Source organism: Pseudomonas sp. AC070, assembly GCF_979258635.1.
This window is the reverse complement of the sequence record NZ_OZ409871.1, coordinates 2,141,872-2,158,584: the sequence shown is the minus strand read 5'-3', so window position 1 is coordinate 2,158,584 and position 16,713 is coordinate 2,141,872. Positions and strand designations below refer to the sequence as shown.

Here is a 16,713-nt window from a genome sequence, read left to right as displayed (position 1 = left end):
GGGGCTTCCTTCAGCGTTGATCATGTGTACACCCACAGCACGCGGGTGGGGTGTTCAGAGCGGTTGCCGTAACGGCAATGGGCATGGCGGTCGAGCTGGAAGGCATCGCCGGCGCGCAAGGTGACGGGTTCGTCGGAGTCGGCGAGCCATAACGTCAGTTCGCCTTCCAGCACGTAACCGCCCTGCTCGGAAATGTCGCTCAACGTTCGTTCACCAGAGCTGGAGCCCGGCTCCAGCAAGCTCTCGAGCATGGAGAAACTGGCCGACATGTTGGGCGATACCAGAATGTCGGTAATGCCATTGGCGAAGTACAAAGTGCGGCGTTCGTCCGGCCGGGTTACCCACGGCACCTGCTTGGGTTTGGCCAGGTTGTAGAAATACGTGGTGGTCACGCCCAGCGCCTGACTGATAGCGGTGAGATCGGCCACAGTTGGGCGCGACAAACCGCGCTCAACTTGCGAAACAAACCCCACCGAGCGGCCGATTTTGTCGGCCAGCTCTTTGAGGGTGTAGTTCTTATGCTTGCGCAGGTCGTGAATCAGAATCGCCAGCGCGGCAATTTCTTCATCTTTGGTCATCGGGGTGCGCTCCTTCACAGGCTGTCCCGCAGGCGATACCAGGCCTTGCCTACCGCTTCCAATGGCGCCGCCAGGTAGCGGCCGCCGGGGAAACCCGGGTTGTTCAGGCCTTGGTAAAGGCTGAGCAAATCGTCGTCGCCCAGAATCGCCTCGCTGACGGCCCGCGCGCCTGCCAGCGTGGGCAGCACGCCATGCCCGGAATAGCCTTGCAGCCAGTAGCGGTTGCCGTCGCGACCGATGTCTGGCGTGCGTTTGAGGGTGATGTCGATATGACCGCCCCAAGCGAATTCGATGGGCACGCCGGCCAGTTGCGGGAATACCCGCTCGAGAAACGGTCGGGTAGCGCCAGCGATGTCGGTTGGCATGCCGCCGAGGTAGGTGCAGCCGCCCCCGAACAGCAGGCGGTGATCGGGCGTTAAGCGGAAATAATCGAGCACGAACTGGTTGTCGGTGACGCACGCATCCGTCGGCAGCAGCGCCTTGGCCTGAGCCTCGTCCAGTGCGGCGGTGGCGACCTGATACGTGCCGACTGGCAGTACGCGCTTGGCCAGCTGCGGGTCCAGTTCATCGATGTAGGCATTGCAGGCCAGCACCAACACGTCGGCACGCACGCTGCCCTGCTCCGTTTTCACCACGTAACCGCCGCCTTCCTGCCGGTAGCTGAGCGCTTTGCTGTGCTCGTAGATCTGTCCCCCCGCTGCTTCAATCGCGGCGGCCAGCCCCAGGGCCAGTTTCAGCGGATTGAGATGGCCGCCTTCGGGATCGTACAAGCCCGCCTGGTAACGCTCGCTGGCGACCCAGTTGGGCAGTTGTTCGCGGGGAATAAATTGAAGGGCATCGTGGCCCCACTTGTGACTGGCCTCGTGCTGCCATTCGTGAAGGATGGCGGTGCGTCTTGCTAATACGGAGGTCCACAGGTGGCCGGCGCGGTAGTCGCAGTCGAAGCCGTGGCGGCCGGGCAACACGCGCAGCTCTTGCGCGGCCCAGCGCATGCTGTCCCATAGGCGCCGCGCACGTTCCAGCCCTAATGCAGCTTCCAGCGGCGGCATGTCGCACGACCAACCGAGAATCGCCTGACCGCCGTTGCGTCCACTGGCTGCCCAGGCCACACGACTGGCTTCAATCAGCGTCACACGCTTGCCGGCCAGCGCCAGGCGCAACGCCGTGTGCAGGCCACTGAAACCGGCACCAATCACTGCCACCTCGGTGCTGTGCTCACCCTGTAACGGGGCGCGAGGCTTTAGCAGGTGGGCGCAGCTGTAGGCGTAGTAGCTGTCAACGTGCTGGGCGGAACGCTGAAACATAGGACATCCAAATTCACACGCGTGAAATTAATCGCTAATAATTTCACGCACGCTAGCGGAAAAACCCTACAACGGCAACCGGCGAGTCTTGACCTTGCCACCGTGACAAGCCGGAGGCTGCCGCCCGCAGGGCTTTGCGCGCCCTGCGCAGTCACCACGTTGAGATCGGGACATCCACCTATGACGAGCAGACGCACCTTTGTAAAAAGCCTGGCCGCCGGCACCGTACTTAGCGGTTTGGGCCTATGGCGGCAACCCGCATGGGCACAGGGCGCCACCACGCAATCGGCCACGCTTAGCGGCACAGAATTCGATTTGGTGATCGGGCAAACGCCGGTCAATTTCACTGGCGCACCGCGTAGCGCCATCACCATTAACGGCACCCTGCCCGGCCCTTTGCTGCGCTGGCGTGAAGGCGACACCGTGACGCTGCGGGTAAACAACCGCCTGAGCGACGTGACCTCGCTGCATTGGCACGGCATCTTGCTGCCGGCCAACATGGACGGCGTGCCCGGCATGAGCTTCGACGGCATCGAGCCGAATGGTCAGTACACCTACCGTTTCACCGTGCAACAGCACGGCACCTACTGGTATCACAGCCATTCCGGGGTGCAAGAACAGGCTGGGCTGTACGCGCCGCTGGTGATCGATCCGCGTGATCCAGAGCCGTTTTTCTACGAGCGCGAACATGTGCTGCTTCTCAGCGACTGGACCGACGAAAATCCCGATCGACTGCTGCCCACGCTGAAAAAGCAGGCCGACTATTACAACGGCCAAAAACGCACCCTCGGCGACTTTATTGAGGATGTGGGCCGCGATGGCTGGCGCGCCACCTTCAGCGAGCGCCTGAGCTGGGCGCAGATGCGCATGACGCCCACCGATATCGCCGACATCAGCGGCCTGACCTACACCTATCTGGTCAATGGCCATGCGCCCGATAGCAACTGGACCGGTCTGTTCCAACCGGGCGAACGCCTGCGCTTGCGCCTGATCAACGCCAGCGCCATGACCTATTTCGACCTGCGCATTCCCGGTTTGCAGTTGACGGTGGTGGCCGCCGATGGCCAGTACGTCGAGCCGGTTGCCGTCGATGAATTACGCCTGGCGCCGGCGGAAACCTATGACGTGATCGTGCAACCGCAACACGCCGAGGCCTACACCGTATTCGCCCAGGCCATGGACCGCAGCGGCTATGCCTGCGCCACCTTGGCCACGCGCCAAGGCCTGCGCGCGCCGCTGCCGCCGCTGGACCCAAGCCCGCAACTGACCATGGCCGATATGGGCATGGACCACGGCGCCATGGCGACCATGGACCACAGCCAGATGGCCGGCATGGACCACTCGGCAATGGCCGGCATGCAAAGCCATCCGCCTAGCGAAACCGACAACCCGCTGGTGGACATGCAAACCATGCAGCCCAGCGCCAAGCTCGACGACCCGGGCCTGGGCCTGCGTGACAACGGCCGTCGCGTGCTGCGCTACAGCGACCTGCGCAGCCGCTTCGCCGACCCCGACGGCCGCGAACCCAGCCGCACACTCGAAATTCACCTCACCGGGCATATGGAGAAATTCGCCTGGTCGTTCGATGGCGTGCCGTTTTCGGCGGCCGAGCCGATTCGCCTCACCTATGGCGAGCGGGTGCGCATTGTGTTGGTGAACGACACGATGATGAGTCACCCCATTCACCTGCATGGCTTATGGAGCGATCTGGAAGACGAGCACGGCAATTTCCAGGTACGCAAACACACCATCGACATGCCGCCCGGCGCCAAACGTAGCTACCGCGTCACGGCCGACGCCCTCGGCCGCTGGGCTTATCACTGTCACCTGCTGATGCACATGAGCGCCGGCATGATGCGCGAAGTGCGCGTGGAAGAAGGACAGCCGACATGAAGCCGTTTATTTCACTGACCCTGGCCGCCGCCCTGGCCACCAGCGCCCACGCCGCCGAGACGATGGACCACTCGATGCACGGGAGCATGCCGGGCATGGATATGTCGGGCATGGACCACAGCACGATGAGCCACGACATGAGCGCTGGAAGCACGCCGTTACCGACCCCTGACGAGAGCCGAACGCCGATTCGCGCTGTCACCGAGGCCGACCGTCTGGCCGCCTTCCCGCCCCTGCACAGCGGCCATGACAGCCACGCGCAAGGGCTGAATCACTACCTGCTAATCGACCGCCTGGAATGGCAAAACCTCGACGCCGGCAATGCCCTGGCCTGGGATGTGGATGGCTGGATTGGCGGCGACGTCGACCGCTTGTGGCTGCGCAGCGAAGGTGAGCGTATTGATGGCCACACCGACAAAGCCGAACTGCAAACACTGTGGGGCCATGCGGTCAGCCCCTGGTGGGACGTAGTGCTCGGTGTCAGGCAAGACTTCAAACCCGGCCCGGTGCAAACCTGGGCGGCGCTTGGCGTCCAGGGCACGCCGCTGTACGGCCTGGAAACCGAGGCCACCGCCTACCTCGGCGAAAACCGCCAGAGCGCCCTGCGTTTGAAGGCCGAATACGACTTGCTGCTGACCAACCGCTGGATTCTTCAGCCGCTGGCCGAGGCGAATATCTATGGCAAAAACGATGACACGCGTGAGGTGGGTTCAGGGCTAAGTAACACGGAAGTGGGGCTGCGTTTGCGCTATCAGGTGCGACCCGAATTCGCGCCATACGTGGGCCTTACGTTGAATAAAAGCCATGGCAATACACCCACGGAAGACGACGACGCCGAGGCGCGATTGGTACTAGGGATTCGCGCCTGGTTTTGATGGTGTCTCGGCGCTTACGCCGCTGCCGCGCTTTTCCAGCGGCGCGGCGCCCAGCCACGTTGCATGCCGGCGACAGCGAGCAGAATCATGCTGACGCCGAGCCATTGCAGCGGGCTTAAGCGGTGGTCGAAGGCCACCCAGTCAACCAGAATCGCCGCGATTGGGTACACGAACGACAACGCCCCGGTCAGCGCCGTCGGCAGTCGCTGAATGGCGCTGTAGAGCAGCACATACATCACGCCGGTGTGCACCACGCCCAGCGTCAGCAAACTGCCCCACGCCACGGCGGCGGTCGGCAGCGCCTCGGTGTTCAGCCACGGCGCCAACATCAGCACGCCGGTGCACACCTGAATCAGAGCGATCAGGTGCGGTGGCGTGCCAGTGAGGCGCTTGATGATCAGCGCCGCAATGGCATAGAGAAACGCGGCGCCGCACGCCAGAGCGATGCCAAGCAGGTAATTTGCGCCGCTTCCCGTGCCCGCGCCCGCGCCCGCGCCATGGGCGCTGACGATGGCCAACATGCCGAGAAACGCCACGCTCAGCCAGGTGATTTTCACGCGTGTAATCCGCTCGCCTAGAAACAGCGCTGCCAGGCCCACCAACATAAACGGCTGCACGTTGTAGACCGCCGTGGCGATGGCAATCGAGGCACCTGAGTAAGCGGCGAAAAGCAGCAACCAGTTGCCGACAATGGCCACGCCGCTGAGCACAGCCAAGGCAAAGGTCGCACGGGTTAATGCGCCGGCGCGCAAAAAGCCCATGGCGGCGCAAATCACCAGCAGCGTGACGGCGCCGATCAGGCAGCGCCAGAACACCACCTCCAGCACCGGCCGCCCCGCGATCAGAACAAACCAACCGATGGTTCCGGAAATGAGCATGGCGGCGACCATTTCCACCATCCCGCGTCGTTGTGTGTCGTGCATAGCGGCCTCCTCAAATCAGTGGCAACAGTATCGCCGGCCGCTATGCCGGTTCTCCAGACGAAACGAAAGGCGTATATAGGCGTATGCCTTTTTAATCGTGGGTGGTGTCGCCACTCCGCCTTTCTTTCGAGCACAACGCCATGACCGACAAGATTGATCAGCAACTGATTGAAGCGTTGATGGAAGACTCGCGGCGCTCACTGAAAGCGCTCGCGCAAATTACCGGGCTGACCTCGCCCAGCGTCGCAGAGCGGCTGCGTCGGCTGGAGGAGCGCGGCGTGTTGCGCGGCTATACCGTGGATGTCGACGCCAAGGCCTTCGGCTATCAGCTTCAGGCCATCGTGCGGATACGCCCGTTACCCGGGCGTTTGCAGGAAGTGGAGCGGCAAATTCAAGCCATTGGCGAGTTCACCGAGTGCGACAAGGTGACGGGCGAGGACTGCTTCTATGCACGCATGCACGTGCGCTCGATGGAGCAGTTGGACACCCTGCTCGACCGGCTCAATCACTACGCCGAAACCAATACCGCCATCGTCAAGAAAACCCCGGTGAAACGGCGGTTGCCGCCCATGGAGCTGCCGACGGACTAGGGGTTAGCCGAAGACGGTAACGGTCTGGCGACTCAATGCGACGAGCTCGCCAGAAGGGGTCCACAGCTGCGCGGCGATGTGGCCGTAGCCGTCGCGGGCGTGCTCGATCTGCGCGCGGTACAAGCACCAGTCGTCGGTGGTCAGCTTGGGAGCGGGCTGCACGAACTCGATGGTCCAGGTCAGCGAGCTGCCAGGCGCGGGCGTGCGCAGATGCGGCAATACCGCTGGCGGCCAGGCATCGACCAGGGCGAGCAGGTGCGATTCATCAACGGCGCTGACCGTTTCCTCACCACGCAAGCGCACATAACCGCCCATTTCGCGCGACGGATTGTTGCTGAACGGCATGCCGCCAATGGCCCAGCGCATGGCCAGGTAGCGGGTGAACTCTGGCGTTACGCCTTTCACATAGGGCAATTCAGGGCAGTCGTCGACCGGCTTCATACTCGGCGCTGGCTCGGCCTGAACACTGATAGCCGATTCGCGCGAGGCGCCGAAACTGCCTTGCACAATGGTCACCACCTGACCGTTCTGGACCGCGCGGCCAAGCACCTGGCTAACGGCTTTACCTTCGCGCAGCACTTCGGCTTCGAGGCTGACCGGTGTATCCACTGCCAGAGGTCCTACAAACGTGATGGCCAAGGAGCGCACCGGGCGGCCTTCCGGCACCGCCGCGCGCATGGCTTCGTACACCAGCATCGCCGCCAACCCACCAAAGCCCGCGCGGCCCTGGCCCCATTCAGCGGGCACCACGACGGCTTGAGGATTAATGCGAACGGCCTGGATCAACTCGGAAAAAGTCATAGAAATCTCGGACAGAAAAATGCGTAACCGATGGTAGGGGATGTAGGCCGCAGGACGGAAGCCGCTGAATGTGCCGGTTTAGCCAATTGGCGTGGGGATTTGACCTTTGTTTTTTTCCTGACCCGGTGACGCAGCGCCTAGCGCAGAAATTCGGCCACCTTGGCGGCGGCGCTGTGCAAGTGCTGGTCGTGGGTGAAGCCGGACGCTTTTAACGGTTTAAGGTCATGGTCGGCTGCCGCGAGCCAGCACAGTTCAATTCCCGCGGACAGGCTGTACTGCTCAACCGTCGCCAGGTTGCCCAGCGCGTCGCGCTCGCCCTGGACGATCAGTGTTGGCGTGCGCAAATCGGCCAAATGCGCAACGCGAGGCTTTTCCGGTTTACCGGCGGCGTAGAACGGATAACCCAGGCAGACCAGTGCATCCACCTGCAGCTCATCGGCCAGCAAGCTAGCCATACGGCCGCCCATGGATTTGCCGCCGATTGCTAACGGTCCTGCGACCTGTTGGCGCACGCCGGCATGCACCTCGCGCCAACTGTCAAGCAAACGCGCCTGCGGGTTAGGCGGCCGTTTGCCACCGTCGAGACGGCGCTGAACCATATAAGGAAATTCGAAACGCGCCACCGCCACGCCCAGCGCCGCGAGGCGGGTGGCGATGGACGTCATAAACGGGCTGTCCATCGGCGCACCCGCACCATGGGCAAGGACCAACGTCGCGAAGGCCGCCCCCTGCGGTTTGTTCCACATCAACGGGGTGGGTATTCCATCGACGGAAACCGATTGATACAGATCAATATCACCGCTTATCCGTTTCGCCATGCTTGCGCCGCCTTCAACAACTAGAGAAATCCGCGGATGGGCCTGACATGAGCACAACAACCACGACCGCTTACGATTATAAAGTGGTTCGCCAGTTCGCCATCATGACGGTGGTATGGGGCATTGTCGGCATGGGCCTGGGAGTATTCATCGCCTCCCAACTGGTCTGGCCACAACTGAACTTCGACCTGCCCTGGCTGAGCTTCGGGCGCCTTCGCCCCCTGCACACCAACGCCGTCATCTTCGCCTTTGGCGGCTGCGCGTTATTCGCCACCTCCTACTACACCGTCCAACGCACCTGCCAAACCGCCCTGTTCGCGCCACGCCTCGCCGCGTTGACGTTCTGGGGCTGGCAACTGGTGATCGTGCTCGCCGCCGTCAGCCTGCCGCTGGGCTACACCAGCTCAAAAGAATACGCGGAACTGGAATGGCCCATCGACCTGCTGATTACTGCAGTGTGGGTTGGCTATGCAGTGGTGTTCTTCGGCACGCTGCTCAAACGTAAAACCAAGCATATTTATGTCGGCAACTGGTTTTACGGTGCATTTATTCTCACCGTCGCGGTACTGCACATCGTCAACAACCTGGAAGTGCCGGTCACCCTGACCAAGTCGTACTCGCTCTATTCCGGCGCCACCGACGCAATGATTCAGTGGTGGTATGGACACAACGCCGTGGGCTTTTTCCTCACCGCGGGCTTCCTGGGAATGATGTACTACTTCGTGCCCAAGCAAGCCAACCGCCCGGTCTACTCGTATCGTCTTTCCATCGTGCACTTTTGGGCATTGATCACCCTGTATATCTGGGCCGGTCCCCACCACTTGCACTACACGGCTTTGCCGGATTGGGCCCAATCGCTGGGCATGGTGATGTCGCTGGTACTGCTGGCTCCGAGCTGGGGCGGCATGATCAACGGCATGATGACCCTCTCGGGCGCCTGGCATAAATTGCGCGACGACCCAATCTTGCGCTTCCTCGTGGTTTCGCTGGCCTTCTACGGCATGTCGACCTTTGAAGGTCCGATGATGGCGATCAAAACCGTCAACGCCCTCTCCCACTACACCGACTGGACCATCGGCCACGTACACGCCGGCGCACTCGGCTGGGTGGCAATGATCAGTTTTGGCGCGCTATACCACATGATCCCGAAACTCTGGGGCCGCCCGCAAATGCACAGCATGGGCCTGGTCAACGCGCACTTCTGGCTCGCGACCATCGGCACGGTTCTGTACATCGCCTCAATGTGGGTCAGCGGCATCACCCAGGGTCTGATGTGGCGCGCCATCAACGCCGACGGCACGCTCACCTACTCCTTCGTGGAAGCGCTGGAAGCCAGCCATCCCGGCTTCGTGGTGCGGATGGTCGGCGGTTCCATTTTCCTCATCGGCGTTCTGCTGATGGCCTACAACACCTGGCGCACCGTGCGCAGCGCGCAGCCGGCGGAAATCGCCAGCGCCGCGCAGATGGCTTGAGGAGAAGCGGCCATGAGCAAACATGAAGTACTCGAAAAGAACGTATTCCTGCTGGTGCTGTGCATGGTGCTGGCGGTCAGCATCGGCGGCCTGACGCAAATCGTGCCGCTGTTCTTCCAGGACGTGACCAATAAACCGGTGGACGGCATGAAGCCGTACACAGCGCTGCAACTTGAAGGGCGCGACATTTACATCCGCGAAGGCTGCGTAGGTTGCCACTCCCAGATGATCCGCCCCTTCCGTGCTGAAACCGAACGCTACGGCCATTACTCCGTAGCCGGTGAAAGCGTCTGGGATCACCCGTTTCTGTGGGGCTCCAAACGCACCGGGCCGGACCTTGCCCGCGTCGGCGGCCGCTACTCGGATGACTGGCACCGCGCGCATTTGTACAACCCGCGCAACGTGGTGCCCGAGTCGAAAATGCCGGCATATCCGTGGCTGGTGCAACACCAGCTCGATGGCCAAGACACGGCCGCGAAACTCAAGGTGATGCGCCTGATGGGCGTGCCTTATACCGATGCAGATATCGAAGGTGCCAGCGCCTCGGTGAAAGGCAAAACCGAGATGGACGCGCTGGTTGCGTACCTGCAAATGCTCGGCACCGCCATCAAGAACAAGCGCTGAGCGAGGGGGATTCGGACATGACAGTATTCTGGAGTTGGTACGTATGTGTGCTCACGCTGGGCAGCCTGTTAGCGCTGCTCTGGCTGGTGTTTTCAACCCGCAGCGGCGAAACGCCAAACGGCGGCGACAAAACCATGGGCCATGCGTTTGATGGCATCGAGGAATACGACAACCCACTGCCCCGTTGGTGGTTTCTGTTGTTCGTCGGCACCATCCTGTTTGCGTTTCTGTACTTGCTGCTTTATCCGGGCCTCGGAAATTGGAAGGGCATACTGCCGGGCTATAGCGACGGCTGGACTCAGGTGAATCAATGGCAACGGGAAATAGACAAAGCCAACGCGCAATACGGTCCGCTATTCGCCCGTCTCGCCGCCACGCCGCTCGATGAACTAAGCAAAGATCCTGAGGCGCTGAAAATCGGCGGTCGCCTGTTCGCCACCAACTGCTCGGTGTGCCATGGCTCCGACGCCAAAGGCACCGTCGGCTTCCCTAACCTGACCGACACGCTGTGGCGCTGGGGCGGTGATGCCAAAACAGTGAAAGCGACCATCCTTCATGGCCGCATGGCCGCCATGCCTGCCTGGGGCCCCGTTATTGGCGACGCGGGGGTTAAAAACGTCGCGGCTTACGTGCGCACTACGCTGGCAGGTCTCCCCGCCCCGGCCGACAGCGATGCCGATCTCGCCGCAGGCGCTACTGTTTACGCCAGCACCTGCCAGGCCTGCCACGGCGCGGAAGGTAAAGGTACGCCAGCGATGGGCGCTCCTGATCTCACCCACCCAACTGGATGGATTTACGGCAGCAGCCTGGTGCAGCTGCAGCAAACCATCCGCCATGGCCGCAACGGCCAAATGCCAGCGCAAGAGCAATACCTGGGCAACGACAAAGTCCATGTGCTGGCCGCTTACGTGTTGAGCTTGTCTCACCCGCAATAACAGCGGCCAACGGAAGAACATGGCGCGACGGACTGCGGGTCGTGTTCTTCCGATGACGCTCCATAAACACCGCAACTCCTCTGATCGAGCGAGTTGACCGAACGGACAACCTCGCTTGCGCAACGGCTGCGACTCAGTGTCGCACCCCAAGGTTTGATAACCGTCAAGGTCAGTTTTGTTCAACTATGCTGGCGCATTAGCCGTCAGTGTTTGCTATGAGGCACACAACACATAATTGGACGGTTAGGGATAAGGGCGAACACCTGAGAACCAACCTCATTTAGAGGGCGAAATACTTGGTTTCATGTGCTTGAAAGCCTTATCGCAGCGGCCTGTGACGTTGCAATGACTACGTCGTTTCTACATACTTGCCGCCGATTTTTACCCCCTAAAAAACACCCTAAACCGTGGAACCTTAGAATGAGCACAGCAATCCGTCCGACTGCTTATAACTATAAGGTGGTCCGCCAGTTCGCCATCATGACGGTGGTCTGGGGGATCCTTGGCATGGGCATGGGCGTATTCATCGCCTCGCAACTGGTTTGGCCGGATTTGAACTTCGGTCTGCCATGGACGAGCTTTGGTCGCCTGCGCCCCCTGCATACGAACCTGGTGATCTTCGCCTTCGGTGGCTGTGCTCTTTTCGCAACGTCCTACTACGTTGTTCAACGTACCTGCCAGACGCGTCTGATCTCGGACAGCATGGCTTCCTTCCACTTTTGGGGCTGGCAAGCCGTTATCGTCGGCGCGGGTATCACCCTGCCGCTCGGTTACACCACCTCGAAGGAATACGCTGAGCTGGAATGGCCGCTGGCCATTTTGCTGGCGGTGGTTTGGGTGACCTACGCTGCGGTGTTTTTCGGCACCATCATCAAGCGTAAAACCAAGCACATCTATGTCGGCAACTGGTTCTACGGTGCCTTCATTTTGGTAACGGCGATGCTTCACATCGTTAACCACATGTCGCTGCCGGTGTCGCTGTTCAAGTCGTACTCCCTGTACTCCGGCGCTACCGACGCGATGATCCAGTGGTGGTACGGCCACAACGCGGTGGGTTTCTTCCTGACCACCGGCTTCCTCGGGATGATGTACTACTTCGTTCCGAAACAAGCTGAGCGTCCGATCTACTCCTATCGCTTGTCCATCGTGCACTTCTGGGCACTGATCACCCTGTACATCTGGGCCGGTCCGCACCACCTGCACTACACCGCATTGCCGGACTGGGCTCAGTCGCTGGGTATGGCCATGTCGATCATCCTGCTCGCGCCAAGCTGGGGCGGCATGATCAACGGCATGATGACCCTCTCGGGCGCCTGGCATAAATTGCGCACCGACCCAATCCTGCGCTTCCTGGTCGTTTCGTTGGCGTTTTACGGCATGTCGACCTTTGAAGGTCCCATGATGGCCATCAAAACCGTTAACTCCCTGTCGCACTACACCGACTGGACCATCGGCCACGTACACGCCGGTGCTTTGGGTTGGGTGGCGATGATCTCCATCGGTGCCCTGTACCACATGATCCCGAAACTCTGGGGCCGTCCACAAATGCACAGCATTGGCTTGATCAACGCGCATTTCTGGCTCGCCACCATCGGTACCGTGCTGTACATCGCCTCGATGTGGGTAAACGGCATCACTCAAGGCCTGATGTGGCGCGCAATCAACGAAGACGGCACCCTGACCTATTCGTTTGTTGAAGCCCTGCAAGCCAGCCATCCGGGTTACATCGTGCGGGCAATGGGCGGTGCGTTCTTCGCCTCCGGCATGTTGCTGATGGCTTACAACACCTTCCGTACCGTGCGCGCCTCCCAGCCAGCTGAAGCCGAAGCCGCCGCTCAGATCGCTGTAGTTGGAGCTCATTGATGAGAAATCATGACGTAGTCGAGAAGAACATCGGCCTACTGGCCTTCTTCATGGTTATCGCCGTCAGCATTGGCGGCCTTACCCAGATCGTTCCTCTGTTTTTCCAGGACGTTACCAACAAGCCGGTGGAAAACATGAAGCCGCGCACCGCCCTGGAGTTGGAAGGTCGCGACGTGTATATCGCCAACGGCTGTGTGGGCTGCCACTCGCAAATGATTCGTCCGTTCCGTGCCGAAACCGAACGTTACGGTCACTACTCGGTCGCTGGCGAAAGCGTATGGGACCACCCGTTCCTGTGGGGATCCAAACGTACCGGTCCGGACCTGGCCCGTGTTGGCGGTCGTTACTCTGATGACTGGCACCGCGCGCACCTCTACAACCCGCGCAACGTGGTACCGGAGTCGGTCATGCCGGCCTACCCGTTCCTGGTTGAACACAAGCTCGACGGCAAAGACACCGCCAAGAAAATGGAAGTACTGCGTTCCATGGGCGTGCCTTACACCGACGAAGACATTGCTGGCGCTCAAGCAGCGGTCAAAGGCAAAACTGAAATGGATGCCGTGGTCGCCTACCTGCAAGGGCTTGGCACCATCATCAAAAGCAAACGGTGACGGGTATGGACATCGGGATGATTCGCGGTCTTGGCACCGTAGTAGTGATGGTGGCGTTCGTAGGCTTGGCTCTCTGGGTATTCAGCGGCCGACGCAAGAAAGACTTCGACGAAGCCACACTATTGCCGTTCGCGGATGATCCCGAAGCCATTAAGCACGTCGAGCAAGAGCAAGCTTCTAGGAGTAACAAAGAATGACCGTCTTCTGGAGTCTGTACGTCACTGTACTTACCCTGGGCACCATCGCCACGCTGACTTGGATCTTGCTATCCACGCGCAAAGGCCAACGTGCTGAAACCACCGACGAAACCGTCGGCCACTCCTTCGATGGCATCGAGGAGTACGACAACCCGCTGCCGAAATGGTGGTTCTGGCTGTTCGTGCTGACCATCATTTTCGCCCTCGGTTACCTGGTCCTCTACCCTGGCCTGGGCAACTGGAAAGGCGTGCTGCCGGGCTATTCCTACCTGAACAACGAGACTAAACAAGAGTTCTCGAACGGTCAGCCAGGCTGGACCGGTGTGCACGAGTGGGAAAAGGACATGGCAAAAGCTGACGCCAAGTTCGGCCCAATCTTCGCCAAGTTCGCAGCAATGCCGATTGAAGAAGTAGCCAAAGACCCGCAAGCGCTGAAAATGGGCGGTCGCCTGTTCGCTTCCAACTGCTCGGTCTGCCACGGTTCGGACGCCAAAGGTAACTACGGCTTCCCTAACCTGACCGACGCTGATTGGCGCTGGGGCGGCGAAGCGGCCACCATCGAGACCACGATTCTCGGCGGTCGTCACGCTGTGATGCCGGCTTGGGGCACCGTGATTGGCGATCAAGGCGTTCGCGACGTTGCAGCCTTCGTACTGACTCAACTGGACGGCCGCAAGCTCCCGGAAGATGCCAAAGCGGACCCAGCCAACGGCCAGAAAATCTTTGCAGCCAACTGCGTGGCTTGCCACGGTCCGGAAGGCAAAGGCACGCCAGCAATGGGCGCGCCGAACCTGACTCACCCAGCGGCATTCATCTACGGCTCAAGCTTTGCTCAACTGCAGCAGACCATTCGTTACGGCCGTCAGGGCGTGATGCCTGCTCAAGAGCAACTGCAAGGCAAAGACAAGGTTCACCTGTTGGCGGCTTACGTTTATAGCCTGTCGCATGGCAACAAATCGGACGCTGAAAAAGAGCAAGCCGAGTAATTCGATGTCATTGCTTAGGAGTCTGCCTACACGGCAGACTCCTGATGCAACCCCCTCGCTGCGCCCTCCCCTGCATCATTTCAGACTCACGCGACCTCACGTCGCAGCAATAACCCTGCATTCAGCGCGTATAATTTAGAGCGCACTAGTCGCTTTGACCTCCGTCGGCAAGCATCGACGAGGCTTTCTCCACTGCCGTGGTACGTATCGATGAGTAAGCAGATTCCGGTTCAAGACATCACTCCGTCTTCCAAGCCTGCGGATAAATCCGTAGAGCTCTACGCCTCCCGGGAAAAAATCTACACCCGCGCCTTTACCGGTTTTTTCCGCAACTTGCGCATGCTCGGCGGCGCCGGCCTTTTCCTTCTCTACTTCGGCACCGTATGGCTCAACTGGGCTGGTCATCAGGCCGTCTGGTGGAACCTGCCGGAGCGTAAGTTCTACATTTTCGGCGCGACCTTCTGGCCACAGGACTTCATCCTGCTATCCGGCATTCTGATCGTCAGCGCGTTTGGCTTGTTCTTCATCACCGTATTTGCCGGTCGCGTCTGGTGCGGCTACACCTGCCCGCAGAGCGTCTGGACCTGGATTTTCATGTGGTGCGAAAAAGTCACCGAAGGTGATCGCAACCAGCGCATGAAACTCGACAAAGCGCCCATGAGCGCCAACAAACTCCTGCGCAAATTCAGCAAACACAGCCTGTGGCTCTTAATCGGCTTTGTGACCGGCCTGACCTTCGTCGGCTATTTCTCGCCAATCCGCGATCTGACCATCGAATTTTTCACTGGTGAAGCAGACGGCTGGGCCTATTTCTGGGTCGGGTTCTTCACCCTGGCCACCTACGGAAACGCCGGCTGGCTGCGCGAACAGGTGTGCATTTACATGTGCCCTTACGCACGATTCCAGAGCGTGATGTTCGACAAAGACACGCTGATCGTTTCCTACGACCCACGTCGCGGGGAACGTCGTGGACCGCGTAAAAAGAATGCGGATTACAAAGCCGAAGGCCTTGGCGACTGCATCGATTGCACCATGTGCGTTCAGGTCTGCCCCACCGGCATCGACATCCGCGACGGCCTGCAAATCGAATGCATCGGCTGCGCCGCGTGTATCGACGCCTGCGACACCATCATGGACAAGATGGAATACCCGCGCGGCCTTATCAGCTACACCACCGAACACAACCTGTCGGGTCAGAAAACCCACCTCGTGCGGCCGCGCTTGATTGGCTATGCGATTGCGCTGATGGCCATGATGGGCCTACTCGCCACTGCCTTTGTGTTGCGTCCGTTGGTGGGTTTCGATGTCAGCAAAGACCGCGTGCTATTCCGCGAAAACGCCGAAGGCCGCATCGAAAACGTCTACAACCTGAAAATCATGAACAAGGACCAGCAGCCGCACACCTACGTTCTCAGCGCCAAAGGTCTGGATGATCTGCAACTGGCCGGCAAGCGCGAGTTCAACGTGGACGCGGGCGAGATCATCACCCAGCCAATTGAACTGTCCGTGGCACCTGAAAAACTGCCTTCAAGCACCAATGAAGTGATTTTCGTGCTGGAAAATGCAGACGACCCTGGCACCCATATCGAAACCAAGAGCCGCTTCATTGGCCCGCATATGCGCTGAGCCGATTGCTGCCTACACTAGCGCCCACTCGGCCGTTCCATCGAGCTGGGCCACCGTTCACAGAGAGTCTTAAATCGATGCCCGCAACAGCAAGCAGTCCCTGGTACAAACATATGTGGCCCTGGATCATCATCGGCATGCTGGCCACCTCGGTGGGCCTGACCATGCACATGGTCTTTATTGCCGCCGAGGGCCAGGACACACTGGTTACCGACAACTACTACGAAGCCGGCAAAGGCATCAGCCGCTCGCTCGACCGCGAGCGCTTGGCCAAAGACCTACACCTCGAAGCGCGTGCCCAATTGGACGAGGTGACCGGCGAAGTCAGCTTGATCCTCTCCGGCGACAGCCGTCCCGACACCATTGAAATGAACCTGATTTCTCCGACCCAAGCCGAGAAAGATCGCCATCTGACGCTCAAACGCAGCAGCAGCGAACCCAATCGCTACATCGGGCAACTGCCCGAAGCCGTTGAAGGCCGCCGATTCGTTGAGTTGCTCGGTCAGCAAGGCGAGCAAACCTGGCGCCTGTTTGAAGAAGAAAAAGTCGGCCCCGGCGTTGAGCTCAAGCTGGGCGACGAACCCATTCCTGGCGCCGAAGCAGAACAGCGCTAAGCC

17 protein-coding genes are annotated in these 16,713 nt (G+C 60.2%); 12 read left to right on the top strand and 5 right to left on the bottom strand.

Annotated elements, in window-relative coordinates; all coding sequences use genetic code 11:
- Positions 1-20 precede the first annotated feature (20 nt).
- Both ACZZ0Q_RS09780 and ACZZ0Q_RS09775 read right to left on the bottom strand, forming a co-directional pair.
- Positions 21-578 (bottom strand): helix-turn-helix domain-containing protein, encoded by a 558-nt coding sequence (locus ACZZ0Q_RS09780; RefSeq protein ID WP_463539154.1) that lies wholly within the window; start codon positions 576-578, stop codon positions 21-23.
- A 14-nt stretch (positions 579-592) separates the two neighbouring features.
- Positions 593-1,882 carry an NAD(P)/FAD-dependent oxidoreductase gene (locus ACZZ0Q_RS09775; protein WP_463539155.1) on the bottom strand — a complete coding sequence of 430 codons (1,290 nt, stop codon included), beginning with the start codon at positions 1,880-1,882 and terminating at the stop codon, positions 593-595.
- Positions 1,883-2,062: 180 nt separating this feature from the next.
- Between ACZZ0Q_RS09775 and ACZZ0Q_RS09770 the strand changes: the two genes are divergently transcribed.
- Together ACZZ0Q_RS09770 and ACZZ0Q_RS09765 are read left to right on the top strand one after the other, a co-directional pair.
- Positions 2,063-3,775, top strand: a complete 1,713-nt coding sequence (locus ACZZ0Q_RS09770; RefSeq protein WP_463539156.1) for a copper resistance system multicopper oxidase — start codon at positions 2,063-2,065, stop codon at positions 3,773-3,775.
- Positions 3,772-4,650 carry a copper resistance protein B gene (locus ACZZ0Q_RS09765; RefSeq protein WP_463539157.1) on the top strand — a complete coding sequence of 293 codons (879 nt, stop codon included), beginning with the start codon at positions 3,772-3,774 and terminating at the stop codon, positions 4,648-4,650. Before ACZZ0Q_RS09770 ends, ACZZ0Q_RS09765 begins: the two co-directional genes overlap by 4 nt.
- A 14-nt stretch (positions 4,651-4,664) precedes the next feature.
- Here ACZZ0Q_RS09765 and ACZZ0Q_RS09760 read toward each other — a convergent pair whose 3' ends face one another.
- Positions 4,665-5,573 carry a DMT family transporter gene (locus tag ACZZ0Q_RS09760; protein WP_463539158.1) on the bottom strand — a complete coding sequence of 303 codons (909 nt, stop codon included), beginning with the start codon at positions 5,571-5,573 and terminating at the stop codon, positions 4,665-4,667.
- A 140-nt stretch (positions 5,574-5,713) separates the two neighbouring features.
- Between ACZZ0Q_RS09760 and ACZZ0Q_RS09755 the strand changes: the two genes are divergently transcribed.
- Entirely contained in the window at positions 5,714-6,163 is a 450-nt protein-coding gene (locus tag ACZZ0Q_RS09755; protein WP_463539159.1) for an Lrp/AsnC family transcriptional regulator, read from the top strand.
- A 3-nt stretch (positions 6,164-6,166) separates the two neighbouring features.
- On the opposite strand, the gene ACZZ0Q_RS09750 is transcribed toward ACZZ0Q_RS09755, so the two are convergent.
- Together ACZZ0Q_RS09750 and ACZZ0Q_RS09745 are read right to left on the bottom strand one after the other, a co-directional pair.
- A complete protein-coding gene (locus ACZZ0Q_RS09750; RefSeq protein WP_463539160.1) occupies positions 6,167-6,964 on the bottom strand; it encodes an acyl-CoA thioesterase in 798 nt (265 codons plus the stop codon).
- A 137-nt stretch (positions 6,965-7,101) separates the two neighbouring features.
- On the bottom strand, positions 7,102-7,782 hold the full coding sequence (locus ACZZ0Q_RS09745; RefSeq protein ID WP_463539161.1) for an alpha/beta family hydrolase: 681 nt from the start codon (positions 7,780-7,782) through the stop codon (positions 7,102-7,104).
- Between the two features lie 47 nt (positions 7,783-7,829).
- Between ACZZ0Q_RS09745 and ccoN (ACZZ0Q_RS09740) the strand changes: the two genes are divergently transcribed.
- From ccoN (ACZZ0Q_RS09740) to ACZZ0Q_RS09700, 9 genes are all read left to right on the top strand, one after another.
- Positions 7,830-9,254 (top strand): cytochrome-c oxidase, cbb3-type subunit I, encoded by a 1,425-nt coding sequence (gene ccoN, locus ACZZ0Q_RS09740; RefSeq protein WP_463539162.1) that lies wholly within the window; start codon positions 7,830-7,832, stop codon positions 9,252-9,254.
- A gap of 12 nt (positions 9,255-9,266) precedes the next feature.
- Positions 9,267-9,878, top strand: coding sequence for a cytochrome-c oxidase, cbb3-type subunit II (ccoO, locus tag ACZZ0Q_RS09735; RefSeq protein WP_463539163.1), 612 nt, complete (start codon positions 9,267-9,269; stop codon positions 9,876-9,878).
- A gap of 17 nt (positions 9,879-9,895) precedes the next feature.
- Entirely contained in the window at positions 9,896-10,813 is a 918-nt protein-coding gene (ccoP, locus tag ACZZ0Q_RS09730) for a cytochrome-c oxidase, cbb3-type subunit III (protein ID WP_463539164.1), read from the top strand.
- Positions 10,814-11,233: 420 nt separating this feature from the next.
- Positions 11,234-12,676, top strand: coding sequence for a cytochrome-c oxidase, cbb3-type subunit I (gene ccoN, locus ACZZ0Q_RS09725; protein ID WP_463539165.1), 1,443 nt, complete (start codon positions 11,234-11,236; stop codon positions 12,674-12,676).
- Entirely contained in the window at positions 12,676-13,287 is a 612-nt protein-coding gene (gene ccoO, locus ACZZ0Q_RS09720) for a cytochrome-c oxidase, cbb3-type subunit II (RefSeq protein ID WP_122495455.1), read from the top strand. The genes ccoN (ACZZ0Q_RS09725) and ccoO (ACZZ0Q_RS09720) overlap by 1 nt, the downstream gene beginning before the upstream one ends.
- A 5-nt stretch (positions 13,288-13,292) precedes the next feature.
- On the top strand, positions 13,293-13,484 hold the full coding sequence (locus ACZZ0Q_RS09715; protein WP_110614741.1) for a cbb3-type cytochrome c oxidase subunit 3: 192 nt from the start codon (positions 13,293-13,295) through the stop codon (positions 13,482-13,484).
- Entirely contained in the window at positions 13,481-14,470 is a 990-nt protein-coding gene (ccoP, locus tag ACZZ0Q_RS09710) for a cytochrome-c oxidase, cbb3-type subunit III (RefSeq protein WP_122495453.1), read from the top strand. The genes ACZZ0Q_RS09715 and ccoP (ACZZ0Q_RS09710) overlap by 4 nt, the downstream gene beginning before the upstream one ends.
- Positions 14,471-14,680: 210 nt before the next feature.
- Positions 14,681-16,096: a cytochrome c oxidase accessory protein CcoG gene (gene ccoG, locus ACZZ0Q_RS09705; RefSeq protein WP_463539166.1), complete on the top strand. Its 1,416-nt coding sequence runs from the start codon at positions 14,681-14,683 to the stop codon at positions 16,094-16,096.
- Positions 16,097-16,173: 77 nt separating this feature from the next.
- The gene (locus ACZZ0Q_RS09700) at positions 16,174-16,710 is read left to right on the top strand and encodes a FixH family protein (protein WP_463539167.1); all 537 of its coding nucleotides are present in this window, start codon (positions 16,174-16,176) and stop codon (positions 16,708-16,710) included.
- The last annotated feature ends 3 nt before the right edge of the window (positions 16,711-16,713 follow it).